This window comes from Zobellella sp. An-6 (genome assembly GCF_052487945.1).
This window is the reverse complement of sequence record NZ_CP199259.1, coordinates 2,714,237-2,739,155: the sequence shown is the minus strand read 5'-3', so window position 1 is coordinate 2,739,155 and position 24,919 is coordinate 2,714,237. Positions and strand designations below refer to the sequence as shown.

Below are 24,919 nucleotides of genomic sequence, written 5' to 3'. Positions count from 1 at the left end.
GGGCCGCTTTTGTGTTTTTGCTCTATCAGTAATAGCTTAGCTTCAGTCCAAATGGTAGGGGAGCCGGTGCGGTAAAAATCGGGTGGGATAAGTAAATTTCAAGCTATATCAATTGGTTGCGTTATGCTGCGAAGGCCGGTGACGCAAGTGGTACGGTGGAATCGAGCGTTGATATGACGGGGATTGTCATCCCCGGCGGGAGATAGGAGGGAATAAGGGTGAATCCCCTTATTCCTGATCCAGGGTCTTTTCCATGATCTCGTTCAGGCGATCTTCCGCTTCCCGGGATGCGCCCTCTATCGCCTGCTGAAACTGCTCTTTTTGCTGCTCGAGCGCTTCCGGCGACGGTGTCGTTTCTTCGGCGGCATTTTCATCCAGCACCGGCTCGGGCTGGGAGGCCGCCTGCTCCATCACTTGGTCGATATTGTCGCCGATATCGGCGGCCGGGTCTTTCTCTTCACAGCCGACGATGCCGACCAGGACCGCCAGCAGGGCGGCCGGAATCAACTTTTTCATTTCCGAGGCTCCTTAAACTCTGTCCCAGGGCCCGCTGGGGGCAGGATAAAAACAGGGCACCCATTATGGTGCCCATGGCGGATTTTTCAATATGCGGTGGCGAGGGCGGTTACTTGCGACGCCAGCGGGTGCCGTCGGGGCCGTCTTCCAGCACTATGCCCATGGCGGTCAGCCGGTCCCGGGCGGCGTCGGCGGCGGCCCAGTCCTTGGCCTTGCGGGCATCGAGGCGGGCCTGGATCAGCCGCTCTATCTCGGTCACGTCGTCGTTGCTGCCCGCTTCTCCGCGCAGGAAAGCCTCTGGATCCTGTGTCAGCAGGCCCAGCACCCCGGCCAGCTCGCGCAGGCGGCCGGCCAGGCCGGCGGCGGCGGCGTCGTCCTGGCCCTTGAGCCGGTTGATCTCCCGGGCCAGATCGAACAGCACCGAATAGGCCTCGGGGGTGTTGAAGTCGTCGTCCATGGCCGCCCGGAAGCGGGTCACGAACTCCTCGCCGCCCCGGGCCTCGACCGGCGGCAGATCGCGCAGGGCGGTATAGAAGCGCTCCAGCGCCGCCCGGGCCTTGTTCAGGTTGTCGTCCGAGTAGTTGAGCTGGCTGCGGTAGTGGCCGGACAGCAGGAAGTAGCGGACGGTCTCGCCGTCGTAATGCTTCAGTACGTCGCGGATGGTGAAGAAGTTGCCGAGCGACTTGGACATCTTCTCCTGGTCCACCATCACCATGCCCGAATGCATCCAGGTGTTGACGTAGGGGCTGTGGTTGGCGCAGCAGCTCTGGGCGATTTCGTTCTCGTGATGGGGAAACTGCAGATCCGAGCCGCCGCCGTGGATATCGAAATGCTTGCCCAGGTGCTTGCCGTTCATGGCCGAGCACTCGATGTGCCAGCCCGGCCGACCCGGCCCCCAGGGCGAATCCCAGCTCGGCTCGCCGGGCTTGGACTGTTTCCACAGCACGAAGTCGAGCGGGTTGCGCTTGGCCTGCTCCACTTCCACCCGGGCGCCGGCCTGCAGCTGCTCCAGGTTCTGGCCGGAAAGCTTGCCGTAGTCCGCGAAACTGCTCACCTCGAACAGCACGTCGCCGTTGTCGGCCACGTAGGCGTGGCCGTCCCGGAGCAGGGTTTCCACCATATCGATGATATCGGAGATGTGCTGGGTCGCCTTGGGCTCGATATCGGGGCGGGCGATATGGAGCGCATCGAAATCCTGGTACATCTCCAGGGTGAGCCGCTCGGTCAGGGCATCGCAGCTTTCGCCGTTTTCGGCGGCGCGCTTGATGATCTTGTCGTCGATATCGGTGATGTTGCGCACAAAGGTCAGGTCGTAGCCCAGGTAACGCAGGTAACGGGTGACCACGTCGAAAGCGACGAAGGTCCGGCCGTGTCCGATATGACAGAGATCGTAAATGGTCACACCACAGACGTACATGCCGACCTTGCCGGGCACCAGGGGTTTGAATTCTTCTTTTTGTCGGGTAAGGGAATTGTAGATTTTCAGCATGATCCAGGGTCTTGGTGGTGAGTGTCAGTCTGTGCGTATTGAACCTTTAATGGCCATCCGGTGCAAGCCTCGTGGGCGGCAGGGGTTCGCTAAAGCGGCGCCATGCGTTAAAATCGTTTCTGAACTTCATTTACCGGATACACGATTATGGTCACACTGCACACTACCTACGGCGACATCACCCTGACGCTGTTTGCCGACAAGGCCCCCGACACCGTTGCCAACTTCCTGCAATACTGCCGTGACGGCCACTACGAAAACACCCTGTTCCACCGGGTGATCGACGGCTTCATGATCCAGGGCGGCGGTTACGGCCCCGGCTTCGAGGAGAAGAAGACCCGTGCGCCGGTCAAGAACGAAGCCGACAACGGCCTGGCCAACAAGGTGGGCACCATCGCCATGGCCCGCACCATGGAGCCCCACTCCGCCACCGCCCAGTTCTTTATCAACGTCAACGACAACGACTTCCTGAACTTCAAGTCCGCCACCTCCCAGGGTTACGGTTACTGCGTGTTCGGCGAAGTGGTCGAGGGCATGGACGTGGTCAACAAGATCAAGGGCGTGGCCACCGGGACCCGTGGCTACATGCACCAGGACGTGCCGGTGGACGACGTGCTGATCACCGGCGTGACCGTCGGCGAATAAGGCCACCCGGCCGTTTGAAGCAATGCCCGCCTCGGCGGGCATTGTTGTCTTTAGTCTTCAGGAACCGTCATCGATGCCCCGTACCCTCTTTATCGCCGATCTGCACCTGAGCGCCGGTCGTCCCGATATCACCGCCGCCTTCCTGCGCTTTATGGAGAAGGAGGCGGTGCACGCCGAAGCCCTCTATGTGCTGGGCGATCTGTTCGAGTTCTCGATTGGCGACGACGAGCAGAGCCCGCTCAACCGGCAGGTGGCGGCGGCTTTCCGCACCTGCAGTGAGCGGGGCACGCCCGTCTACTTTATCCACGGCAACCGGGACTTCATGGTCGGACGTCGTTTCGCCCGGGAAGCGGGCATGACACTGTTGCCCGAGCGCCAGGTGATCGAGCTGTACGGCGAGCCCACCCTGATCATGCACGGCGACACCCTGTGCACCGAGGATGCCGGCTACCAGCGCTATCGCCGTATTACCCGCTGGCCCTGGTTGCAGTGGCTGTTCCTGCGGCTGCCGCTTACACTCAGGCTCAGGATCGCCGAGGGCATCCGCGGCAAGAGTGCCCAGTCCAAGCAGGACAAGATGATGCAGGTGATGGACGTGAACCAGGCCGAAGTAGAACGGCAGATGGCGGAGGCGGGCGTACGGCGGCTGATCCACGGCCATACCCACAGGCCTGCCATCCACGACTTTTCCCTGGCCGGCCGGCCGGCCCGCCGCATCGTGCTCGGCGACTGGTACAGCCAGGACAGTGTGCTGGCGGTCGGCCCCCAGGGTGTGGAATTGCAGAGCAGGGCCTTCGAGGAGCTATCATGAAACCAGGCAAAACAGGTTTGTCCCGCATCATCTCCGCCGGCGGCTATTCGCTGCAGGGCCTGAAGAGCGCCTATCGGAACGAGGCGGCCTTTCGCCAGGAATGCTGGCTGGCGGCGGTATTGCTGCCCCTGGCCATCTGGTGGGAGGTGGGGCTGGTGGCCAGGGTGCTGCTTGTCGGCAGCCTGGTGCTGGTGCTGGTGGTGGAACTGCTCAACTCGGCGGTGGAGGCGGTGGTGGATCGCATCGGCCCCGAGCACCACGAACTGGCCGGCCGCGCCAAGGACATGGGCTCGGCCGCCGTGCTGCTGACCCTGCTGCTGGCGATCCTGACCTGGGTACTGGTGTTGATCGATTACACCTTCTGAAAAGCCGAGCCCGGGCGGGCTCGCACATCGGATCCCATTTGTCGCGGTACCGGGCCGTTATTGAATATCGCGGCGACGCCTGCGCCGACGCGGGGCCCGGTCGCTGTAGCACTATTAGGATCCGCTATTTAATCCGATCACGAGCAGGCCCACCGCTTTATCTTCGTAACAAGAAACTTGCTTGCCGACGTTATTCTCAGCATGGCATCCGCAGCGGTGCCGATATTGCTTCTACTCTTTTTGTGCTTGAAATAGAATCTCGCCGGCTTGCTCGCGGATGTCTTTCCAATCCTATTCGTGTTCGTTTTTCAATCAAAAGAGACGGTGATAATGAAAAGAACAGCATTAGTATGTGCCACCCTGCTTTCTGCCACCCTGGCCAGCGGTTGTGCAACCGAGTCTTCCCGCTCGCTGGCGGTGGAAAAAGTAAATTCATATGGCAGCCAGTACCAGGGTGTTCGCAGCCCCATCTCCGTTGGTAAATTTGAAAACCGCTCCAGTTTTCATCGCGGTATTTTTTCGGATGGTGTCGATCGGCTGGGCAATCAGGCCACCACCATACTGGTCACGCACCTGCAGCAGAGCAACCGTTTCAATGTGCTGGACAGGACCAATATGCGGGAGATAAAAGCCGAAGCCGGTATTAAAGGCCAGGCGCAGGCATTGAAAGGCGCCGACTATGTCATCACCGGGGATGTCACCGAATTTGGCCGCAAGGCGGTCGGGGATCACCAGCTGTTCGGTATTCTGGGTCGGGGCAAGTCACAGATTGCCTATGCCAAGGTCAACCTGAACGTGGTGAATGTGCATACCTCGGAGGTGGTTTTTTCCACCCAGGGCGCCGGCGAATACAGCCTGTCCAACCGTGAAATCGTCGGCTTTGGCGGGACCGCCGGCTATGACTCGACCCTGAACGGCAAGGTACTGGACCTGGCCGTGCGTGAGGCGGTCAATAATCTGGTGGCCGGCGTCGAGCAGGGTGCCTGGGATCCGGTGCAGTAAGGGGCAGGAAGAGAGAATGCACAAGAAACACTTTACCTATGCACTGCTCACGGCAGCCGTTGTGCTTGCCGGTTGTACCGGACCGACCACGCTGTATCAGTGGGATGGTTATCAACCGTCGGTCTATCAGTATTACCAGGCGGATAACAACAATCTGGACGAGCAGGTCGCCGAACTGGAAGAGAGCATTGAAAAGGCGAGGGCGAAGGATCGCCGGGTTGCTCCCGGTTTACATGCCCACCTGGGATTACTTTATGCCAACAGCGGGAGGGAGCAGCAGGCGCTCGAACAGTTTGCAACAGAGAAACGCCTGTTCCCCGAGTCGGCGGTGTTTATGGACTTTTTGCTGAAACAGAACAAGGACACCCTGCAATGAAACGGATACGGTATCCACTCCTGTTGCTTGTCGCGGCGATACTGGCGGGCTGTGCCGCGCCCGAGGCTTATGACTATGCGGCGTTTAAAGAGGCCAAGCCCAAGTCGATATTGGTGTTGCCGCCGGCAAACCAGTCGCCCGACGTCAAGGCCAGCTACAGCCTGTTATCCCAGGTGACCTATCCGTTGGCGGAATCCGGCTATTACGTTTTTCCCGTGGCGGTGGTGGATGAAACCTTCCGGCAGAACGGCCTGGTCAACCCGGAAGACATTCATCAGGTTTCCCTGGACAAGCTGCACCAGATTTTCGGTGCCGATGCCGTGCTGTATATCGACGTCGAGGAATATGGCACCAGTTATATGATCATCAGCAGCGACACCCGGGTTACCGCCAGCGCCCGCCTGGTCGACCTCAGAACGGGGCGGCAACTCTGGTCCGGCAAGGCGACCGCCTCCAGCAGCGAGCAGAACTCCAACTCCGGTGGCCTGATCGGGATGATGGTCCAGGCGGTGATCGAGCAGATTGCCAATACCCTGACCGACAAAGGACACCAGATCTCGGGAATCACCAGCGCCCGCCTGCTGTCGGCGGGCATGCCCAACGGCATTCTCTACGGGCCCCGCTCTCCGCATTTTGCCCAGTAAATGGGTGGCATATCACGGCCGTACCCGACATCGGGTACGGTCGGTTTATTGATAGAGTCCATCCTCCTATTTTTAGAGAGATATTTTCATTTCAACGCGGTTGGTTAACCCTGGTCACCTCCGCGAAGGCGGAGATCCATGACAGTTTGCGCTGGAACTCCCGCCTTCGCGGGAGTGACCGGGAGTGGCAGACACGGCTTCAGCCGTGTGGCGGGCGCTTGTTAAGCAGGCCGAAGGCAACGCCTCCGGCCGCTCTTCCTCCCACGGTGCCCGGGCTCTCGGCTACAGGTAGCGCCGGGGTGGCTCACTTCTGCCGGCTGTGCTTGCCGATGCCGTAATCCTTGAGCTTGTTGGCGATGGCGGTGTGGGAGATATTGAGCCGTTTGGCCAGCTGGCGGGTGGAGGGGTATTCCGGATAGAGCCGCTCCAGCAGTATCCGCTCGAAGCCTTTCACCGCCTCCTCCAGTGAGCCTTCGCACAGGGCGTCCAGCCCCTGCAGGCCGTTCTGCTCCGGCAATGACAGCTGGGCCAGATCCAGTTCGTCCCCCTCCAGCAGGCTGATGGCCCGGTACAGGCTGTGCCTGAGCTGGCGTACGTTGCCCGGCCAGGGATAATGCTGCAGATAGTCGGCCAGGGCCCGGGACAGGCGGGGGCGGGGCCGTTCCAGCTCGGCGGCGAAGCGGGTGCAGAAGTGCTGGGTCAGGGGCAGGATGTCCTTCTGCCGCTCACGCAGGGGCGGAAGGTGCAGGTTGAGCACGTTGAGCCGGTAGAACAGATCCCGGCGGAACCGGCCGCCCTGCACCAGTCCGGCCAGATCCTGCTGGGTGGTGCAGATAAAGCGGATGTCCACCTTCACCTCCTGCTCGTCGCCCAGGCGGCGGAAGACGCCGTCCTGCAGCACCCGCAGCAGTTTGAGTTGCAGCCACGCCGACATTTCGCCGATCTCGTCCAGCACCAGGGTGCCGCCATTGGCCTGATCCAGCACGCCGCGCTTGCCCTGGGCATTGTTGCCGAAGGCGCCCGGGGCATAGCCGAACAGCTCGTTTTCCGCCGCCTCGTCGGGAATGGCGGCACAGTTGAGCAGGATGAAGGGCCCTTCACCGCGCAGGCTGGCGTTATGGCAGGCCCGGGCCAGCAGCTCCTTGCCGGTGCCGGTTTCCCCCTGGATCAGCAGGGGCGCGTCCAGGGTGGCCAGGCGACGGGCCTCCCGGATCAGCTCGCTCATGGCCGGACTCTGGGCGATGAGGCCGTCGAAATGGCCGCTTTCCCGGCTGCGCATCACCTTGAAGTGCTGGCCCACCCGGTAGGCGGACTTGAACACCACCACGGCGCCGGCCAGGCTCTGCCCGCCGGACTCTTCCGTCACCCAGATGGGCAGGAAGTCGGCCAGGTAGGGCTCGTGGTCTATGGTGACCTTTTCGCTGAGCGGCTGCGGCTCGGCCTGCTCCAGCCAGCGGCCCACGTACACGCCCCTGAGCAGGGGGCCCAGAGGTTGCTGCAGCAGCTGCGGCTGGGGCTGGGCCAGCAGGGCGCAGGCGGCGTCGTTGGCCAGGGTGATGCGACCCTTGGTGTCCACCGCCACCACGGCGTCGGGCAGCGCCTTGAGCAGGGCCATGATGGCGTTGTGCTCCCGCTCCGAGGGCATGCAGGTGATGGTCTTGACGTCGAATACCCCGGGAATGCGACGGATGGCCGGCATCAGGTGCTGCAGGGCGGAGAAATCCAGGGTGGGGAAGTTCAGGTAGATGATGCCGCTGATGTCGATCTCGATGCCGCGCAGATCGATCTGGTGCTCCACCAGTATGTCCAGCAGCTCCCGGGTCAGGCCCAGGCGGTCTTCACAGGTAACTTTTAAGCGCATGGTGCAGTCTTGAGCCATATCGGGCTGTAAATAATACCTTACAGCCGTTGGCGATACGAGCCCCGGCCGGGCGGACAGGGGGGCCGGCGTAAAAAAATCGGCTTTTTCGGCCGCAAACGGTTTACGCCGGCGGCCGGCTCGGACATCCTTAAGCGCCTTTCCCGGTGCGCGGGAAGGCGGAGTATCCGGAATCAAGAACAAATCAGGTGAAGCAATGAACGAAGCGGGTTTCAGAACGGTCGAGTCGTCCCAGGTCATCCTTAAAGAGCTGATGGTCCCTTCCTACGCCAATTTCGGCGGCAAGGTGCACGGGGGAGTGATTTTGTCGCTGATGGACAAAATCGCCTACACCTGCGCCGCCACCCACGCCAAGGGCTACTGCGTGACCGCCTCGGTGGACTCGGTGGACTTCGTCAACCCGGTGGAGGTGGGCGAGCTGCTCACCCTGTACGCCTCGGTCAACTACGTGGGCAAGAGCTCGATGGAAGTGGGCATCAAGGTGGTGTCGGAAGACTTCAAAAACGGCATCGTCAAGCACACCAACACCTCCTATTTCACCATGGTGGCGCTGGACGAGGAAACCCGCAAGCCCGTCGCCGTGCCCGGTCTTGTCCTCGAGAGCGAGGAGGAAATCCGCCGCTTCGTGATGGGCAAGCTGCGCAAGAAGCTGCGTCGTGCCCACCAGCAGGAGATCGCCGATATCCGCCAGGCCCTGAGCGTGGGACAGGAAATGGCGGAGCTGAAGGGGGAGAACTGCCAGCTGGCGCGCGGCTGAGTGACCAAGTACGAACAACTGGCCCGGCAGCTGCAAAGCCAGATCGCGGCCGGTGCCTGGCAGCCGGGAGACCGGCTGCCTTCCCTGCGGGAAAGCGCGCGCCGCACGGCGCTCAGCCTGATGACGGTGCTCAGCGCCTACCAGCTGCTCGAAAGCGAGGGCTGGATCCGTTCCCGGCCCCAGTCCGGCTACTTCGTGGCCGAGCCGCCGGCAAGCACCACTCAGCCCCCGCCGCCCTTGCTGCAACCGGCGGAAAGCGTCGATATCAACGCCGTTATCTTCAAGCTGCTGCAGGCCGGGGACGATCCGGCCTGCGTCGCCCTGGGCTCCGCCTTTCCCGACGCGTCGCTCTTTCCCCGCCAGCAACTGGCCCGCTCCCTCGGCCGGGTGGCCCGGCAACTGCGCAGCCTGGGCACCGGCGTGAGCCTGCCCCCGGGTCGTATCGAGCTCAGGCGTGCCATCGCCCGCCGCTATGCGGCCCGGGGCATGACGGTGTCGCCCGATGAAATCGTCATCACCTCGGGGGCGCTGGAAGCGCTCAACCTCGGTCTGCAGTCGCTGACCGCGCCCGGCGACTGGGTGGCGGTGGAGTCGCCCGCCTTCTATGGCGCCCTGCAGGCGCTGGAACGGCACCGGCTGAAGGCGGTGGCGGTGGCCACGGATCCGCAGAAAGGCATGGATCCGGATGCCCTGGCCGAGGCCCTGGCGCGTTACCCGGTCAAGGCCTGCTGGCTGATGAGCCACTGCCAGAATCCCCTGGGCGGTACCCTGCCGGCGGCCCGGAAGCAGCGGCTGCTGGCGTTGCTGGCCGAGCACGACGTGGCCCTTATCGAGGACGATGTCTACGGCGAGCTGTATGCCGGGGACGAGCCGCCCCTGCCGGTCAAGGCCTGGGACGAAGAGGGGCGGGTGCTGCACTGCGCTTCCTTCTCCAAGACCCTGGGCAGCGGCATGCGCATCGGCTGGGTGGCGGCGGGGCGGCAGGCCGAGGCCGTGCAGCGGCTGCAGCTGATGAGCACCCTGTCCACCAGCGCGCCCATGCAACTGGCCCTGGCCGACTACCTCGCCGGCCACCACTACGACAAGCACCTGCATACCCTGAGGCGCACCCTGGCGCAGCGCAAACAGCGCTTCTGCCGGGCCGTGCAGCGGGCCTTTCCGCCCTCGGCCCGGCTGCATGGCACCGAAGGCGGTTACTTCCTGTGGATCGAGCTGCCGGCGCCGGTCTGCACCACCCGGCTGTACTGGCGGGCGCTGGCGGAGGGCATCACCATAGCACCGGGACGCATGTTCGCCACCGATGAGCGCTACCGGCACTGCCTGCGGCTCAATGCCTCCCTGCCCTGGAATGCCCGCAGCGACGCCGCCATCCGCCGGCTGGCGGAACTGATCGGCGAACAGCTGGCCTAGTCCGCCGTTATGTAAACCGGCTCACAGACCGCAACTGTTATGGTTCATCTGCGGCCAACTGTTTATGTTGCGCCGTCTGCTCCCATGCTCTACTGCCCCGGTCGTGGCGGGCGTTCGACCCGCCTGTTCCAACCGAGCAATGTGAGCCTTATGGATACTTCTTCCCGGATTGACGTCAAGACCTGTACCACGCCCGTACGGCCCATCGACCAGGGCCATGTCTATGTGCGCGCCCAGCAAGGGCGCTGGCAGCGCTGGCGGCAACGCCTGGGCTGGGCGCTGATGCTGCTGTTCCTGGCCGGCCCCTGGCTGCGCTGGAACGGCCGGCAGGCGATATGGCTGGATCTGGAGCAACAGCGCTTCCATCTGTTCGGCGCCACCATCTGGCCCCAGGATCTGACCCTGCTGGCGCTGCTGCTGATGGTGGCGGCCTTCGCCCTGTTCTTCGTCACCGCCTTGCTAGGGCGGGTGTGGTGCGGCTACCTCTGCCCGCAGACGGTATGGACCTTCTGGTTCATCTGGGTGGAGGAGCGGTTCGAGGGCAGCGCCAACCAGCGCCGCCGGCTGGACCAGGCCGCCTGGAGCCCGGTAAAGGTCGCCCGCAAGGGCGGCAAGCACCTGGTCTGGCTGCTGATCGCCCTGCTGAGCGGCGTGACCTTTGTCGCCTATTTCGTGCCGGCGACCGAGCTGGCCAGCGGCCTGCTGGCGTTCTCCGCCGGCCCATGGACCAGCTTCTGGGTGTTGTTCTTCACCCTGTGCACCTACCTCAACGCGGGCTGGATGCGCGCCATCATGTGCACCCATATGTGTCCCTATTCCCGCTTCCAGTCGGCCATGTTCGACCGCGATACCCTGACCGTCACCTACGACGCCCGCCGGGGCGAAAGCCGGGGGCCGCGCGCCCGCAAGGCCGACCCGAAACAGTTGGGGCTGGGAGACTGCATCGACTGCCACCTCTGTGTGCAGGTCTGCCCCACCGGCATCGACATCCGCGACGGCCTGCAGTACGAGTGCATCAACTGCGGTGCCTGTGCGGATGCCTGCGATCAGACCATGAGCGGCATGGGCTATGCCCCCGGGCTTATCCGCTACGCCAGCGAGCGGGAGCTGGCCGGGGGCCAGAGCCGGCTGCGGCGGCCCCGGCTGCTGGGCTACGGCTTGATGATGGGTCTCGCGCTGGGGCTGCTGGCCTACGCCGTATTGAGCCGACCGCCGCTGGCGCTGGACGTGCTGCGGGATCGCAACCAGCTGTACCGGGAAACGGCCGAAGGGCAGGTTGAGAACAGCTATACCCTCAAGCTCGCCAACAAGACCCAGCAGCATCGGCATTACCAATTGCGGGTGGAAGGCGCGGACGCCCTGCGCTGGCTGGGCGAGCAGGAGATAGAAGTTGCGCCCGGCGAAAGCCTGAGCCTGCCGGTCAGCCTTGCCGCCGACCCTTACCGGCTGCCCGGCCATATGCAGGCGGTGACCTTCGTGGCCGGCGACGGCCAGGCCGAGGTGCGCACCGAAAGCCGGTTCTTCAGCGGGGGAAGGTGAGGGGAGGCAACAAAAGGGCCCACCGGGCCCTCAGTTTGATGGCAAAGTCCATCACCTGATTTTTCGCCAGATATTTCCCTTTATCACCGCTGTCCAACCGTCGTCATCTACGAAGGCGGAGATCCATGAAATATTGCACTGGACTCCCGCCTTCGGGAGTGACGAGGTGGAGGCGGGAGTGATACTTAACTCCGTCTTGCCCGCGCAGGCGGGCATCCAGGGCAGGGTACACCGGTCCGGGCCACGGTGCCAGGGTCTGCAGACCCGCATGGACTCCCGACGTGGCGGCTCAGCGTAGCAGACTGTCCTTGCTGGCGCGACGGTTGATGCCGTCACGACCCTGACGTGATTTTTCCTGACCGGCCTGGCAGTCGATGCACAGCCGCACCCCCGGCACCGCCCGGCGGCGGGCCTCGGGAATGGGGGCGTCGCATTCCTCGCACTGGCTCAGGCTGTCGCCGGCAGCGAGCCGACTGCGGGCATTCTGCACCGCCTCTTCCACACTGGCGTCTATCTGCTCCTGCACGGCACCGTCCCGTGCCCATCCTCCGGCCATGGTGTTTCCCCTGCTCTTGCTGGACCGTACGCCATCTTGGCACCGGCTACCCGGCGGTGCTGTGCGCCGGGTAGCAAAAACATCAGTCCGGCACCCGGGCCGGTTTGCCCGCCCGCTGGCGGCGCTGCCACTCTTGGTCCATGCCCACCTCGGCGGTGGAGGGAGCCAGCGGCGCCTTGCCCCGGATCAGATCCGCGGCCCGCTCCGCCGCCATGATGGTGGGGGCGTTGAGGTTGCCGTTGGGAATGGTGGGGAAGATGGAGGAATCCACCACCCGCAGGCCCTTGATGCCGTGCACTTTGGCTTCCGGGTCCACCACCGCCAGCGGGTCTGTGCCCATGCGGCAGGAGCAGGAGGGGTGGTAGGCGCTTTCCACCGACCGGCGCACGAAGGCGTCGATCTCCTCGTCCGTTTTGATCTGTTCGCCGGGCTGGATTTCCGCGTCCCGGTAGGGGTCCATCGCCGGCTGGTTGATGATCTCCCGGGTCAGGCGCACGCAGGCACGAAAGCCTTCACGGTCTTCCTCGTGCTCCAGGTAGTTGAAACGGATGCGCGGTGCGGCCTTGGGATCGGCGCTGGCCACCCTCACGAAACCCCGGCTCTTCGGCTTGTTGTGGCCGATATGCACCTGGAAGCCGTGGCCGGCGAAGGCCTCGCGGCCGTCGTAGCGCATGGCGGCGGGCAGGAAGTGGTACTGCAGATCGGGCCATTCCACCCCGGCCCTGGAGCGGATAAAGCCGCAGGACTCGAAGTGGTTGGTGGCGCCCAGGCCGTCCTTCTTCAGCAGCCAGCGGCTGCCGATCAGGAACTTGTTCCACCAATCCAGCTTGCCGTTGAGCGAAATGGGTTGTTTGCAGCGGAACTGGAAGTAGAACTCCAGGTGATCCTGCAGGTTCTCGCCCACCCCGGGCAGCTCGTGCTTCAGCTCGATGCCGGCCGCGGCCAGGGTCTCTTTGGCACCGATGCCGGAGAGCTGCAGCAGGTGCGGCGAGCCGATGGGGCCGGCGCTGAGGATGACCTCCTTGCTGACCCGCACCTCCTGCACCTGGCCGTTGCGCTCATAGCGCACGCCCACCGCCCGCTTGCCGTCCAGCAGCACCCGGTGCACCAGGGCATGGGTGACCACGGTCAGGTTGGGGCGGCCCATGGCCGGGCGCAGGTAGGCGTTGGCGGTGGACCAGCGTACGCCGTTCTTTACCGTCATGTGCATGGGGCCGAAGCCCTCCTGCTGGCGGCCGTTATAGTCGGCGGTGTGGAAGTAGCCGGCTTCGACCCCGGCGTCCACAAAGGCCTGGTACAGGGGGTTTTGCATCCGGTTGCCGTTGTTGACCCCGAGCGGCCCCTGGTCGCCGCGGTAGTCGTCGCCGCCGAAGGCCCAGCTTTCGGCCTTTTTGAAGTAGGGCAGGCAGTGGGCGTAGTCCCAGCCCTCGGCGCCGTGCTGCTGCCATTCGTCGAAGTCGCGGGCGTGGCCGCGCACGTAGACCATGCCGTTGATGGAGGAAGAGCCGCCCAGCACCTTGCCGCGCGGGCAGTGCATGCGGCGGTTGTCCAGGAAGGGTTCGGGCTCGGTCTCGAACTGCCAGGCGTACTTCTTGGTGTTCATGGGGATGGACAGGGCGGTGGGCATCTGGATGAAGATGCTCTTGTCGCTGCCGCCGGTTTCCAGCAGCAGCACCTTGTGCTGGCCGTCCTCGGTGAGGCGGTTGGCCAGCACGCAGCCGGCGGAGCCCGCGCCCACGATGATATAGTCGAATACGTTATCCATTGCGTTACCTCGAATCAAAACGGGCTTTCCAGCTTGTTCATGCCCACGTACACCGCTTTCAGCTGGGTGTAGTGATGCAGGGTGGCCAGGCCGTTTTCCCGGCCGATGCCGGACAGCTTGTAGCCGCCCACCGGCATCTCGGCGGGGGAGGCGCCGTAGGCGTTGATCCAGCAGATACCCGCCTGCAGCCGGTGGATGACCCGGTGCGCCCGGCGGATGTCCTTGGTAAAGACGCCGGCGGCCAGGCCGGTGTCGGTGTCGTTGGCGCGCGCCACTACCTCTTCCTCGTCCTCGAAGGTCAGTACCGACATCACCGGGCCGAAGATCTCTTCCCGGCAGATGGTCATCTCGTCGCGGCAGTCGGTGAAGATGGTGGGCGCCACGAAGTAGCCGTTGGGGGCCGAGGCCGGGCGCAGGGCTTCGCCGCCGTGGATCAGGGTGGCGCCTTCTTCCACGCCCTTCTGGATATAGCCCAGCACCTTGTCGTAGTGGGCCTTGGAGATCAGGGCGCCGAAGTTGGTGGCCGGATCCAGCGGGTCGCCGGCCACAATGTTGTTGCGGGTGCGCGCCAGCAGCCGCTCCATAAAGGCCGGGTAGATGTCGTTATGCACGAACACCCGGGTGCCGTTGGTGCAGATCTCGCCCTGGGTGTAGAAGTTGCCGAGCATGGCGGCGGAAACGGCGTCGTCCAGATCCGCGTCGTCGAAGATAATGAGCGGCGACTTGCCGCCCAGCTCCATGGTCACTTCCTTCAGCGAGCCGGCGGCGGCGGCCATCACCTTCTTGCCGGTACCCACCTCGCCGGTGAAGGACACCTTGGCGATGTCCGGGTGCTGGGTCAGCCAGGCACCCACGGCGCCGTCGCCCTGCACCACGTTGAACACCCCGGCGGGCACCCCGGCCTCGATAAAAATCTCGGCCAGCTTGAGCGCCCCCAGGGGGGTCTCTTCCGAGGGCTTGAAGATCATGGCGTTGCCGCAGGCCAGCGCCGGGGCGGCCTTCCAGCAGGCGATCTGCAGCGGGTAGTTCCAGGCGCCGATGCCGGCACAGATGCCGAGCGGCTCCCGGCGGGTATAGTAGAAATCGCCGCCGAGGCTCTGCTGGTTGCCCTCGATGGCCGGGGCGAGCCCCGCGAAGAACTCGATGCTGTCGGCGCCGGTGACCACGTCCACCACCGAAGCTTCCTGCCAGGGCTTGCCGGTGTCCAGCACCTCGATGCGGGCCAGCTCGTCGTTGCGCTCGCGTAGCAGGGCCACGGCCCTTTGCAGGATGCGGGCCCGCTCCATGCCGGTCATGGCCGACCACTGCGCGAAGCCGCGGCGGGCGGAGGCGATGGCCTGCTCCTTGATCAGCTCGTCGGCCACTTCCACTTCATAGATGACCTCGCCGGTGGCGGGGTTGACCACGGTGAAGGTATCGCCGGATTCGTTGGCCACATAGCGGCCGTCGATAAAATTCTGGTATATCGTCAATGACATGCGTTCACTCCATGCTGCCGTAGCAGGTCGGTGATGAATTTCTTGCACAGCTGTTCGCCTTCCCGGAAGTCCCGGTCCGGCTCGGTGCTGAGCGCGCTGCGCAGCCAGAAGCCGTCGATCAGGGCGGCGGTCTGGCGGGCGGCAATCCTTGCCTGCTCCGGTCCCAGCAGGGGGCGGAAGGAATAGCGCAGGTTGCTGATCAGCCGCTGGCTGTTCACCTGTTGCAGCCGGGCCAGGCGCGGGTCGTGCATGGCCTGGGCCCAGAAGCTCAGCCACGACTTGGTGGCCGGGCGCGAGCGCTGGAACTCGGTGAAGTTGGCTTCCACTATCCGCAGCAGCCGCTGCTGCGGGGCGATGTCGGCGCTGGCGCGGCTGAGCAGCGCCTGCTTCAGCTCGTCCAGCAATTGCCGAACAGTGGCCTCAATCAGCTCCTGCTTGCCGCCGAAGTAATGGCTGATGATGCCCGACGACATCCCCGCCAGCCGGCTGATGCTGTTGATGGTGGTGTTCTGCAGGCCGTACTCGGCCACCGAGGCCAGGGTGGCGTCGATCAGCTGTTTCCTGCGGGTATCCTTGATTCCGGTAATAGGCATAATTTTTATTAATTGAACGTTCAATAAAAATAAGCCTAAGGACAGTTTTCGAAATGATCAAGCGAAATCTGCCGACGAAGTGAGCAGACCAGTCACCGGGGCGCCTGCTTTTTCCGGTGGCGCGCCGCGGTAATAGGCTTTCTTAATGCAGCCATTAATTAATACAATTTTAACATTATGCCATTCTGCCCTAGTCTGGCGTTGGGAGCCGGCCGGAGAAAGGACCGGGTTACTATGCTGTTAACGACCGTGATGTCTTGTTTTGACAAGTCGGTGTCTTAATCAGCAATGTTGCAAAAGGGTTTCGGCAGTCTACTGGGAGCCTGCCGGAGGAGGTGACACGACCTCCCGGCTCGGCACGTTCCGGCCCGGCGCCGGGCGTCAAACCCGTCAAGCAAGAAGGATGCTGAACATGTGTGCGATACACGGTAACAGGGGTGTGGTCTATACCGGTCCCGGCAAGGTCGAGGTCCAGTCCATCGCCTTCCCCGAGCTGTCTCTGGGCAACAGGGCCTGCCACCACGGGGTGATCCTCAAGGTGGTGTCCACCAACATCTGCGGCAGCGACCAGCACATGGTGCGCGGTCGTACCACGGCACCCTCCGGCCTGGTGCTGGGCCATGAAATCACCGGCCAGATCATCGAATGCGGCCGCGACGTGGAATTCCTCAAGGTGGGCGACATCGTTTCGGTGCCCTTTAACATCGCCTGCGGCCGTTGCCGCAACTGTAAGGAAGGCAAGACCGGTATCTGCCTGAACGTGAACCCGGCCCGTCCCGGCGCCGCCTACGGCTACGTGGACATGGGCGGCTGGGTCGGCGGCCAGTCCGAATACGTGATGGTGCCCTACGCCGACTTCAACCTGCTGAAGTTCCCGGATCCCAACCAGGCGCTGGAGAAGATCCGCGACCTCACCCTGCTGTCGGACATCTTCCCCACCGGATTCCACGGCTGTGTGACCGCCGGTGTCGGCCCGGGCTCCACCGTTTATATCGCCGGCGCCGGCCCGGTGGGCCTGGCCGCGGCCGCCTCCGCCCAGCTGCTGGGCGCCGCCTGCGTGATCGTCGGCGACATGAACCCGGACCGCCTGGCCCAGGCCCGCAGCTTCGGCTGCGAGACCATCGACCTGCGCGAAGACGGCTCGATGGAAGACAAGATTGAGGCCATCCTCGGCGAGCGGGAAGTGGACGCCTTCGTCGACTGCGTCGGCTTCGAGGCCCATGCCTGCGGCTGCAACCACGGCAAGGAAGCGCCGGCCACCGTGCTCAACTCGGCCATGCAGCTGACCCGGGCCGGCGGCCAGATCGGCATTCCCGGCCTGTACGTCACCGAGGATCCGGGTGCGGCGGACGAGGCGGCCAAGCAGGGCGCGCTCAGCATGCGCTTCGGGCTGGGTTGGGCCAAGTCCCACTCCTTCCACACCGGCCAGTGCCCGGTGATGAAGTACCACCGTCCCCTGATGCAGGCCATACTTTTTGATAAGGTCCAGATCGCCAAGGCGGTGAACGTGCAGGTGATCTCCCTGGATCAGGCGGTGCAGGGCTACGCCGATTTCGACGGCGGCGTGGCGAAGAAATTCGTGATAGACCCCCACGGCATGGTCGCGGCCTGAGCCTGTTTCGGCGGGCACCGCTGGCCCGCCCCGATGGACCCCCGCCTGCGCGGGGGTGACGAGGGGGAAACCCGAGTTCAAGAATACCGCCGGCTCCAGGTCCTACCGGAGCCGGCATTTGACAATAACAAGGTTGATACTATGGAAGATAAGCAAACAGCAATGGACCATACCCTAGAGCAATTGGTCGGCTCCCTCAAACATATCCCCGGCGCCCTGCTGCCTATCTTGCACAGTATCCAGGACCATTTCGGCTATATCCCCGACGCCGCCACCCCCATCATCGTCCGCGAGCTGCGCATCACCGCCGCCGACGTGCACGGGGTGGTGAGCTTCTACCACTACTTCCGTACCGAACAGCCGGGCCGGCACGTGGTGGAGATCTGCCGCGCCGAGGCCTGCCAGGCCCGCGGCGCCCGCGAGCTGGAGCGCCATGCCAAAGCCAGCCTGGGCATCGACTACCACCAGACCACCCCCGGCCGCGACATCACCCTGAAGGCGGTGTACTGCCTCGGCAACTGCGCCTGCGGCCCCTCGGTGCGGGTGGGCAAGCAGATCAAGGCGCGCATGACCCCGGCCCGGTTCGACGCCCTGGTAAACGAACTGACCACCTACAAACTGGAGCTGAACTGATGAGCCTGCGCATCTTCGTTCCCTACGAGACCACGGCCCTGTCGCTCGGCGCCGAGGACGTGGCGACTCTGATCCGGCGCGAGGCCGATGCCCGCGGCCTCGACATCGAACTCGTCCGCAACGGTTCCCGCGGCCTGTGCTGGCTGGAGCCCCTGGTGGAGGTGGACGACGGCCGCGGCCGCCGCGCCTTCGGCCCGGTGGCGCCGGAGGACGTGGCCTCGCTGTTCGAACACGGCTTCGGCGACGACCATCCCCTGGCCCAGGGGCCGACCGAGGAGATCCCCTACCTCAAACGCCAGCAGCGCGTCACCTTCGCCCGCATCGGCGTCACCGATCCGGTGTCGCTGGCGGACTACCGGGCGCTGGGCGGTTTCGACGGCCTGGAAAAAGCGATCCACCGCACGCCCCAGCAACTGGTGGACACGGTCAAGGCCTCGGGCCTGCGCGGCCGGGGCGGGGCGGCCTTTCCCACCGGCATCAAGTGGCAGACGGTGCTGGACGCCAAAGGCGCGCAGAAATACATCGTCTGCAACGCCGACGAGGGCGACTCCGGCACCTTCGCCGACCGGCTGGTGATGGAGTCCGATCCCTACATGCTGATCGAGGGCATGATCATCGCCGGACTCGCTGTGGGCGCCACCCAGGGCTACATCTACCTGCGCGAGGAATACCCCCTGGCCCATGAGCTGTTGAACACCGCCATCGAGCGGGCCCGGGCGGCCGGCTACCTGGGGCAAGACATCCTGGGCTGCGGCCGCGCCTTCGAGCTGGAGGTGCGGCTCGGCGCCGGCGCCTACATCTGCGGCGAGGAGACCTCCCTGCTCGAAAGCCTGGAAGGCAAGCGCGGCATGGTGCGCGCCAAGCCGCCGCTGCCGGCCATCGTCGGCCTGTTCGGCCAGCCCACGGTGGTGAACAACGTGCTGAGCTTCGCCGCCGTGCCCTCCATCCTGAGCGAGGGGCCCGAGCATTACGCCAGCTTCGGCGTCGACCGCTCCAAGGGTACCCTGCCGTTCCAGCTGGCCGGCAACCTCAAGCGCGGCGGCCTGGTGGAGCTGGCCTTCGGCCACCGCCTGCGCGAACTGATAGAAGACTTCGGCGGTGGCACCGAGAGCGGCCGGCCGGTGCGGGCGGTGCAGGTGGGCGGGCCGCTCGGCGCCTACCTGGCGCCCGAGCAGTTCGACACCCCGCTCGACTACGAGGCCTTTGCCGCCATCGGCGCCGTGCTCGGCCACGGCGGGGTGGTGGTGTTCGACGAGTCGGTGAACATGGCCGAACAGGCCCGTTTTTCCATGGAGTTCTGCGTCGAGGAGTCCTGCGGCAAATGCACCCCCTGCCGCATCGGCGCCGTGCGCGGGGTGGAGGTGATCGACCGCATCGTCGCCAACGACCGGCGCGAGGCCAACCTGGCCCTGTTGGAGGAGCTGTGCGACACCATGATGCAGGGCTCGCTCTGCGCCATGGGCGGCATGACGCCCTTCCCGGTCAAGAGTGCACTGCAGTATTTTCCCGAAGATTTCCACCGCCAGGGAGGCGAAGGCTGATGGTTGAGCATTTTTATCCCGAAAAAGACCTGGGTACCCCGGCCGTCGAGTCGGCCACCCTGGTCTCCCTGAACATCGATGGCGTCGAGGTGACCGTGCCCGAAGGCACCTCGGTGATGCGCGCCGCCGCCCTGGTGGACATCAACATCCCCAAACTGTGCGCCACCGACAGCCTGGAGTCCTTTGGTTCCTGCCGGTTGTGCACGGTCGAGATCGAAGGCCGGCGCGGCTTTCATGCCTCCTGCACCACGCCGGTGGCCGAGGGCATGGTGGTGCGCAGCCAGAGCCAGGCCCTGGCCAGGCTGCGCCGCAACATCATGGAGCTCTATATCTCCGATCACCCGCTCGACTGCCTGACCTGCCCGGCCAACGGCGACTGCGAGCTGCAGGACATGGCGGGCGCCGTGGGCCTGCGCGAGGTGCGCTACGGCTTTGCCGGCGAAAACCACCTGGCGTTGGGCAAGGACGAGTCCAACCCATATTTCACCTTCGACGCCAGCAAGTGCATCCTCTGCTCCCGCTGCGTGCGCGCCTGCGGCGAGGTGCAGGGCACCTTCGCCCTCACCATCCAGGGTCGGGGCTTTGACTCCCAGGTGTCCACCGGCAAGAACACCGACTTCCTCGGCTCCGACTGCGTGTCCTGCGGCGCCTGCGTGCAGGCCTGCCCCACCGCCACCCTCACCGAGAAGTCGGTGATCGCCAAGGGCCAGCCCGAGCACAGCGTGATCACCACCTGCGCCTACTGCGGCGTGGGCTGCTCCTTCAAGGCGGAGATGCAGGGCGACCAGTTGGTGCGCATGACCCCCTGGAAGGGCGGCCAGGCCAACCACGGCCACTCCTGCGTCAAGGGCCGCTTCGCCTTCGGCTATGCCACCCACAAGGACCGGCTGACCACGCCGATGGTCCGCGACCACATCGATCAGCCCTGGCGGGAGGTGAGCTGGGATGAAGCCATCGGCTTCGCCGCCCGCAGGCTCAAGGAAGTGCAGGCCAGGCACGGCCGCCACAGCGTGGGCGGCATCACCTCGTCGCGCTGCACCAACGAGGAAACCTACCTGGTGCAGAAGCTGGTGCGGGCCGCGCTCGGCAACAACAACACCGACACCTGCGCCCGGGTGTGCCACAGCCCCACCGGCTACGGCCTCAAGATGACCCTGGGCGAGTCGGCGGGCACCCAGGACTTCGATTCGGTGCTCAAGGCCGACTGCATCCTGGTGATCGGCGCCAACCCCACCGACGCCCACCCGGTGTTCGGCTCCTTGCTGCGCAAGCGGCTGCGCCAGGGCGCCCGGCTGATCGTGGCGGATCCGCGCCATATCGACCTGCTCGACAGCCCCCATACCGGGGCGGCCATCCACCTGCCGATCCGCCCGGGCACCAACGTGGCGCTGGTCAACGCCCTGGCGCACGTGATCGTGACCGAAGGGCTGGAGGACCACGACTTTATCGCCGAGCGCTGCGCCCAGACGGAATACCAGGCCTGGCGCGACTTCATCCTGGAGCCGCGCCATGCCCCCGAGGCGGTGGCGGACATCATCGGCGTGCCCGCCCGGCGCATCCGCGAGGCGGCCCTGCTCTACGGCGGGGCCGGCAACGCTGCCATCTACTACGGCCTGGGGGTCACCGAGCACAGCCAGGGTTCCACCACCGTCATGGGCATCGCCAACCTGGCCCTGGCCACCGGCAACATCGGCCGGCCCGGGGTGGGGGTGAACCCGCTGCGCGGCCAGAACAACGTGCAGGGCTCCTGCGACATGGGCTCCTTCCCCCATGAGCTGCCCGGCTACCAGCCGGTGACCGACGCCGCCGTGCGCGGCCGTTTCGAGGCCGCCTGGGGCGCGACCCTGGATCCCGAGCCGGGCCTGCGCATCCCGCGCATGTTCGACGCCGCCATCGAGGGCCGCTTCAAGGCCATGTATGTGCAGGGGGAGGACATCGCCCAGTCGGATCCCAACACCCAGCACGTGGAGGCGGCGCTGCGCTCCCTGGAGCTGCTGATCGTGCAGGACATCTTCCTCAACGAGACCGCCAAGTTCGCCCACGTGATCCTGCCCGGCGCCAGCTTCCTCGAGAAGAACGGCACCTTCACCAACGCCGAGCGGCGCATCAACCGGGTGCGCAAGGTGATGACGCCGCTGGCGGGCAAAGAGGACTGGGAAGTGACCATGGATCTGGCCAACGCCCTGGGCTACCCCATGCACTACGATCACCCCTCCGAGATCATGGACGAGATCGCCGCCCTGACGCCGTCCTTCACCGGGGTCAGCTACGACAAGCTGGAACGGCTCGGCAGCATCCAGTGGCCCTGCAACGCCGAGCATCCCGAGGGCATGCCGGTGATGCACGAAGAGCAGTTCCCCATCGGCCGGGCGCGGATGGTGGTGACCGAGTTCATTCCCACCACCGAGCAGGTGAGCGACCGCTATCCGCTGCTGCTGACCACGGGGCGGATCCTCAGCCACTACAACGTGGGCGCCCAGACCCGGCGCACCGACAACAACGTGTGGCACGGCGAGGACGTGCTGGAAATCCACCCCCACGACGCCGCCGCCCGCGGCATCGAGGACGGCCAGCCGGTGAGCATCGACAGCCGCACCGGGCGTACCGTGCTGCGGGCGCAGCACAGCACCCGCATGCAGCCGGGGGTGGTGTACACCACCTTCCACTTCCCGCACAGCGGGGCCAACGTGATCACCACCGACAACTCGGACTGGGCCACCAACTGCCCGGAATACAAGGTGACGGCGGTGCAGGTGACGGCCGAGGCGCCCCAGGCGCTGTCGGACTGGCAACAATGCTTCTACGACTTCAATCGGGAGCAGATGGCCCATGCCGGGCAGGGAGACTGAGGAGGACGAGCCCATGGCACAAGGTAAACCAAAAGCCTCGGCTCCCGAACCCGGCCTGGTGGAAGCCAGGGTTGGCCGCCTCAGCGGCGGCCAGGACCATGACTGGGTGGCGGAAGAGGTGCCGGTGGCCCTGGTGTACAACGGCATCTCCCACGCGGTGATGATGGCAAGCCCGCTGGATCTGGAGGACTTTGTCCTGGGGTTCAGCCTGACCGAGGGCATCGTCGAGCGGCCGGGGCAGATCTACGGGGTGGAGGTCAAAGCCGACCCCAAGGGCCTGCGGTTGGAGATAGAGCTGGCGGCCGAGCGCTTCTTCCGGCTCAAGGCCCGGCGGCGCAGCCTGAGTGGGCGCACCGGCTGCGGCCTGTGCGGCACCGAGTCCCTGGCCGAGGCGGTGGCGCCGGTGTGCGCCGTCGGCCCGGGTCCGGTGCCGGAGCGGGCGGTCATCGACCGCGCCTTTGCCGAACTCCGACACCAGCAGCCGCTCCATTACCAGAGCGGCGCCACCCACGCGGCGGCCGGGTTCGACGGGGAGGGAAACCTGCTGGCGGCGCGGGAAGACGTGGGGCGGCACAACGCCCTCGACAAACTGGTGGGCGCCCTGGCGCGCCTCCAGGTCACGCCGGCTTTCGTGATCGTCACCAGCCGGGCCAGCTATGAAATGGTGCACAAGTGCACCGTGCTCGGCGCCGCCACCCTGGTGGCGGTGTCGGCCCCCACCTCGCTCGCCATCGACCAGGCCCGCGCCGCCGGGCTCAACCTTATCGGCTTCGCCCGCCACGGCGACGGCGTTATCTATACCTGACACAGTATCCATATCGTCATGCCCGCGAAGGCGGGCATCCAGGCTTGGGGCACAGGGCCGGACAACGGCGCTGTGGCCGATGCGTATGGACTCCCGCCTGCGCGGGAGTGACGAGAAGGGGCGCGGGAGTGACGAGAAGGGGCGCAGGAGTGACATCAATGCCGTCATGCCCGCGAAGGCGGGCATCCAGAGCGGCGGCACCGCCTCTGTTCCTTGGTCGCGCCTTACGACCTTCCGTGCGGCTTACTGTTGGTGGATATCGTCCGGTTTAACGATAATCCAGTTCTTGTCCGCGTCGGCCGGCAGCCTCAGTCTGGCCTGGGTGGCGGCGGCGTCCTTCGCCCAGTCGGTGATGTGCTGGGTGTACTTGCTCTTGCGGTCCACCCACAGCCGGATGCCGCCCTTGTCCACGTCGGTGGCGTTCAGCAGCATATAGCCGTCGGAGCCGGAAGTGTCGCCGGCCACCAGTACCGGTTTGCGCCACTGATCGATCCAGCCGATGATGCTGCCGAGCTTGCCTTCGTACCAGGTCATGGGGTTCATCAGGTAGGGAGTCAGCTCGAGCGGCAGGTTGGCCTCGGGGTCGTATTCCCCGGCCTTGATCTGCAGTCGGGAGCTGGTCAGTTCGCCGGTTTCCCGGTTTTTCAGCAGCATATTGACCCCGATAACGTTCTCCGGCTTGACGTTGTAGCCGTATTGGGGATCGCTCGCGATCATGCGCACGATTTCCTCGCTGGCCGCCGTCATCACATACACCTCGATGCCGTTTTCCTGCAGCCGGTTGTAGAGCTGCTGCATGCCGGCGAAGATCTTCGGCGGCGTGACATGGCCCTCGACCACCTGGTCGCCGTCGTAATACTGGATGGGGATGGGCTCGCCATGGGCCATGACCTCGTCCACGTAGCCCTTGAGCTCGGCCAGGGTGAAGCCGGAGAAGATCTGGGCCACCCAGGGGTAGCACACCAGGTCGTCGATCTCGCACAGGCGGTAGTAGTAACTGTTCAGGCTTTCCTGGTGCTCCGCCGTGTCCTTGAAGGGAATGAGCTTGAGGGACGCGTCCATGGTCTCCCGGGTCAGCAGGCCTTTCATCTCCAGGTAGGGCAGCAGGGATTCTTCGATATCAAACTGATAACTGGTGTTGTCCATGTCGAACACCGCGTAGGCCCCCTGGTTGGTGTTGGCGGCGATCATGGCGTCGAGCTGGCGGGCGGCGTCCTGGGGCCAGTGGCTCAGGGTGGTTTCCGCCTGGGCGAAGAGGCCGGCGCTTGCCAGTAATGCACCGTAAATACAATGACTTATCCTTATCATCTGGTTCTCCTTAGAGTGGATTGGCCGGGCTCGCTGGCCCGGACAAAACAGCCTAGGAGCGAAAATCGGACGAGATATGTCTCCAAACGACCCCTATTTATCTTTTTATGACAATCCTCTTTCGAGCCCTATTTTGGCTAGGGGACGAAGTTTTTTGGTGTCATGTCGCATTCAGGCATTTTTCGGTCGCACCCATGGTGCAATGATGGAAGCATCGTCTTACATTTAGGGTTAATTGAACGTTCAATAAAAAGTCACCGGCAACAGGTGAACGACAAGCCTCCCCAGAGGGGCGACAACCATAACAAGGAATGGTGGATGGTCATGGTGCTAACGCACGACACGT

22 protein-coding genes are annotated in these 24,919 nt (G+C 64.6%); 14 read left to right on the top strand and 8 right to left on the bottom strand.

From position 1 onward, the window contains the following. Positions 1-228: 228 nt before the first annotated feature. Entirely contained in the window at positions 229-516 is a 288-nt protein-coding gene (locus ACT7DK_RS12695) for a hypothetical protein (protein ID WP_445399683.1), read from the bottom strand. A 109-nt stretch (positions 517-625) separates the two neighbouring features. After that, a complete protein-coding gene (cysS, locus tag ACT7DK_RS12690) occupies positions 626-2,005 on the bottom strand; it encodes a cysteine--tRNA ligase (protein WP_445399681.1) in 1,380 nt (459 codons plus the stop codon). 147 nt (positions 2,006-2,152) lie between these two features. Between cysS and ACT7DK_RS12685 the strand changes: the two genes are divergently transcribed. From ACT7DK_RS12685 to ACT7DK_RS12660, 6 genes are all read left to right on the top strand, one after another. Then, a complete protein-coding gene (locus tag ACT7DK_RS12685; RefSeq protein WP_445399679.1) occupies positions 2,153-2,650 on the top strand; it encodes a peptidylprolyl isomerase in 498 nt (165 codons plus the stop codon). A 73-nt stretch (positions 2,651-2,723) separates the two neighbouring features. After that, the gene (gene lpxH, locus ACT7DK_RS12680) at positions 2,724-3,461 is read left to right on the top strand and encodes a UDP-2,3-diacylglucosamine diphosphatase (protein WP_445399677.1); all 738 of its coding nucleotides are present in this window, start codon (positions 2,724-2,726) and stop codon (positions 3,459-3,461) included. Beyond that, positions 3,455-3,826 (top strand): diacylglycerol kinase, encoded by a 372-nt coding sequence (locus tag ACT7DK_RS12675; RefSeq protein WP_445402346.1) that lies wholly within the window; start codon positions 3,455-3,457, stop codon positions 3,824-3,826. Before lpxH ends, ACT7DK_RS12675 begins: the two co-directional genes overlap by 7 nt. Before the next feature lie 330 nt (positions 3,827-4,156). Beyond that, complete coding sequence (locus ACT7DK_RS12670) at positions 4,157-4,828, top strand: CsgG/HfaB family protein (RefSeq protein WP_445399675.1); 672 nt, start codon at positions 4,157-4,159, stop codon at positions 4,826-4,828. 16 nt (positions 4,829-4,844) lie between these two features. Then, positions 4,845-5,204: a DUF4810 domain-containing protein gene (locus ACT7DK_RS12665; protein ID WP_445399673.1), complete on the top strand. Its 360-nt coding sequence runs from the start codon at positions 4,845-4,847 to the stop codon at positions 5,202-5,204. After that, the gene (locus ACT7DK_RS12660; protein WP_445399671.1) at positions 5,201-5,848 is read left to right on the top strand and encodes a DUF799 domain-containing protein; all 648 of its coding nucleotides are present in this window, start codon (positions 5,201-5,203) and stop codon (positions 5,846-5,848) included. The genes ACT7DK_RS12665 and ACT7DK_RS12660 overlap by 4 nt, the downstream gene beginning before the upstream one ends. 304 nt (positions 5,849-6,152) lie before the next feature. Here the strand turns inward: ACT7DK_RS12660 and tyrR are convergent, their stop codons facing one another. Next, positions 6,153-7,709, bottom strand: a complete 1,557-nt coding sequence (gene tyrR, locus ACT7DK_RS12655; protein WP_445399669.1) for a transcriptional regulator TyrR — start codon at positions 7,707-7,709, stop codon at positions 6,153-6,155. A gap of 214 nt (positions 7,710-7,923) precedes the next feature. Here tyrR and ACT7DK_RS12650 point away from each other — a divergent pair, with 214 nt between their 5' ends. From ACT7DK_RS12650 to ccoG, 3 genes are all read left to right on the top strand, one after another. Further along, on the top strand, positions 7,924-8,484 hold the full coding sequence (locus ACT7DK_RS12650; protein ID WP_445399667.1) for an acyl-CoA thioesterase: 561 nt from the start codon (positions 7,924-7,926) through the stop codon (positions 8,482-8,484). Continuing rightward, positions 8,485-9,894, top strand: a complete 1,410-nt coding sequence (locus ACT7DK_RS12645) for an aminotransferase-like domain-containing protein (RefSeq protein ID WP_445399665.1) — start codon at positions 8,485-8,487, stop codon at positions 9,892-9,894. It abuts the gene before it with no gap. Positions 9,895-10,044: 150 nt separating this feature from the next. Continuing rightward, positions 10,045-11,433, top strand: a complete 1,389-nt coding sequence (gene ccoG / locus ACT7DK_RS12640; RefSeq protein WP_445399663.1) for a cytochrome c oxidase accessory protein CcoG — start codon at positions 10,045-10,047, stop codon at positions 11,431-11,433. Positions 11,434-11,722: 289 nt separating this feature from the next. Here ccoG and ACT7DK_RS12635 read toward each other — a convergent pair whose 3' ends face one another. The 4 genes from ACT7DK_RS12635 to betI form a co-directional block, all read right to left on the bottom strand. After that, positions 11,723-11,989, bottom strand: coding sequence for a DksA/TraR family C4-type zinc finger protein (locus ACT7DK_RS12635; protein WP_445399661.1), 267 nt, complete (start codon positions 11,987-11,989; stop codon positions 11,723-11,725). An 82-nt stretch (positions 11,990-12,071) separates the two neighbouring features. Then, positions 12,072-13,754 carry a choline dehydrogenase gene (gene betA / locus ACT7DK_RS12630; RefSeq protein ID WP_445399659.1) on the bottom strand — a complete coding sequence of 561 codons (1,683 nt, stop codon included), beginning with the start codon at positions 13,752-13,754 and terminating at the stop codon, positions 12,072-12,074. 14 nt (positions 13,755-13,768) lie between these two features. Next, positions 13,769-15,232 carry a betaine-aldehyde dehydrogenase gene (betB, locus tag ACT7DK_RS12625; protein ID WP_445399657.1) on the bottom strand — a complete coding sequence of 488 codons (1,464 nt, stop codon included), beginning with the start codon at positions 15,230-15,232 and terminating at the stop codon, positions 13,769-13,771. After that, positions 15,223-15,825, bottom strand: a complete 603-nt coding sequence (gene betI / locus ACT7DK_RS12620; protein WP_445399655.1) for a transcriptional regulator BetI — start codon at positions 15,823-15,825, stop codon at positions 15,223-15,225. Before betI ends, betB begins: the two co-directional genes overlap by 10 nt. Positions 15,826-16,237: 412 nt before the next feature. Here betI and fdhA point away from each other — a divergent pair, with 412 nt between their 5' ends. The 5 genes from fdhA (at position 16,238) to fdhD (ending at position 23,265) form a co-directional block, all read left to right on the top strand. Beyond that, positions 16,238-17,437, top strand: coding sequence for a formaldehyde dehydrogenase, glutathione-independent (fdhA, locus tag ACT7DK_RS12615; RefSeq protein ID WP_096778904.1), 1,200 nt, complete (start codon positions 16,238-16,240; stop codon positions 17,435-17,437). A 141-nt stretch (positions 17,438-17,578) separates the two neighbouring features. After that, positions 17,579-18,070 (top strand): formate dehydrogenase subunit gamma, encoded by a 492-nt coding sequence (locus ACT7DK_RS12610; protein ID WP_445399653.1) that lies wholly within the window; start codon positions 17,579-17,581, stop codon positions 18,068-18,070. After that, entirely contained in the window at positions 18,070-19,611 is a 1,542-nt protein-coding gene (locus tag ACT7DK_RS12605) for a formate dehydrogenase beta subunit (protein WP_445399651.1), read from the top strand. The genes ACT7DK_RS12610 and ACT7DK_RS12605 overlap by 1 nt, the downstream gene beginning before the upstream one ends. Next, positions 19,611-22,460, top strand: a complete 2,850-nt coding sequence (gene fdhF / locus ACT7DK_RS12600; RefSeq protein WP_445399649.1) for a formate dehydrogenase subunit alpha — start codon at positions 19,611-19,613, stop codon at positions 22,458-22,460. Before ACT7DK_RS12605 ends, fdhF begins: the two co-directional genes overlap by 1 nt. Before the next feature lie 13 nt (positions 22,461-22,473). After that, on the top strand, positions 22,474-23,265 hold the full coding sequence (fdhD, locus tag ACT7DK_RS12595) for a formate dehydrogenase accessory sulfurtransferase FdhD (protein ID WP_445399647.1): 792 nt from the start codon (positions 22,474-22,476) through the stop codon (positions 23,263-23,265). Positions 23,266-23,508: 243 nt separating this feature from the next. On the opposite strand, the gene ACT7DK_RS12590 is transcribed toward fdhD, so the two are convergent. Further along, on the bottom strand, positions 23,509-24,573 hold the full coding sequence (locus ACT7DK_RS12590; protein ID WP_445399645.1) for a hypothetical protein: 1,065 nt from the start codon (positions 24,571-24,573) through the stop codon (positions 23,509-23,511). Positions 24,574-24,919: the final 346 nt, after the last annotated feature.

Coding starts and splice junctions, on each gene's coding strand:
- ccoG (WP_445399663.1), top strand. CDS start 10,045: ATGGATACTTCTTCCCGGATTGACGTCAAGACCTGTACCACGCCCGTA.
- ACT7DK_RS12590 (WP_445399645.1), bottom strand. CDS start 24,573: ATGATAAGGATAAGTCATTGTATTTACGGTGCATTACTGGCAAGCGCC.
- ACT7DK_RS12650 (WP_445399667.1), top strand. CDS start 7,924: ATGAACGAAGCGGGTTTCAGAACGGTCGAGTCGTCCCAGGTCATCCTT.
- fdhA (WP_096778904.1), top strand. CDS start 16,238: ATGTGTGCGATACACGGTAACAGGGGTGTGGTCTATACCGGTCCCGGC.
- fdhD (WP_445399647.1), top strand. CDS start 22,474: ATGGCACAAGGTAAACCAAAAGCCTCGGCTCCCGAACCCGGCCTGGTG.
- fdhF (WP_445399649.1), top strand. CDS start 19,611: ATGGTTGAGCATTTTTATCCCGAAAAAGACCTGGGTACCCCGGCCGTC.
- ACT7DK_RS12685 (WP_445399679.1), top strand. CDS start 2,153: ATGGTCACACTGCACACTACCTACGGCGACATCACCCTGACGCTGTTT.
- ACT7DK_RS12695 (WP_445399683.1), bottom strand. CDS start 516: ATGAAAAAGTTGATTCCGGCCGCCCTGCTGGCGGTCCTGGTCGGCATC.
- lpxH (WP_445399677.1), top strand. CDS start 2,724: ATGCCCCGTACCCTCTTTATCGCCGATCTGCACCTGAGCGCCGGTCGT.
- betI (WP_445399655.1), bottom strand. CDS start 15,825: ATGCCTATTACCGGAATCAAGGATACCCGCAGGAAACAGCTGATCGAC.
- betB (WP_445399657.1), bottom strand. CDS start 15,232: ATGTCATTGACGATATACCAGAATTTTATCGACGGCCGCTATGTGGCC.
- ACT7DK_RS12660 (WP_445399671.1), top strand. CDS start 5,201: ATGAAACGGATACGGTATCCACTCCTGTTGCTTGTCGCGGCGATACTG.
- cysS (WP_445399681.1), bottom strand. CDS start 2,005: ATGCTGAAAATCTACAATTCCCTTACCCGACAAAAAGAAGAATTCAAA.
- tyrR (WP_445399669.1), bottom strand. CDS start 7,709: ATGCGCTTAAAAGTTACCTGTGAAGACCGCCTGGGCCTGACCCGGGAG.
- ACT7DK_RS12605 (WP_445399651.1), top strand. CDS start 18,070: ATGAGCCTGCGCATCTTCGTTCCCTACGAGACCACGGCCCTGTCGCTC.
- betA (WP_445399659.1), bottom strand. CDS start 13,754: ATGGATAACGTATTCGACTATATCATCGTGGGCGCGGGCTCCGCCGGC.
- ACT7DK_RS12610 (WP_445399653.1), top strand. CDS start 17,579: ATGGAAGATAAGCAAACAGCAATGGACCATACCCTAGAGCAATTGGTC.
- ACT7DK_RS12665 (WP_445399673.1), top strand. CDS start 4,845: ATGCACAAGAAACACTTTACCTATGCACTGCTCACGGCAGCCGTTGTG.
- ACT7DK_RS12635 (WP_445399661.1), bottom strand. CDS start 11,989: ATGGCCGGAGGATGGGCACGGGACGGTGCCGTGCAGGAGCAGATAGAC.
- ACT7DK_RS12670 (WP_445399675.1), top strand. CDS start 4,157: ATGAAAAGAACAGCATTAGTATGTGCCACCCTGCTTTCTGCCACCCTG.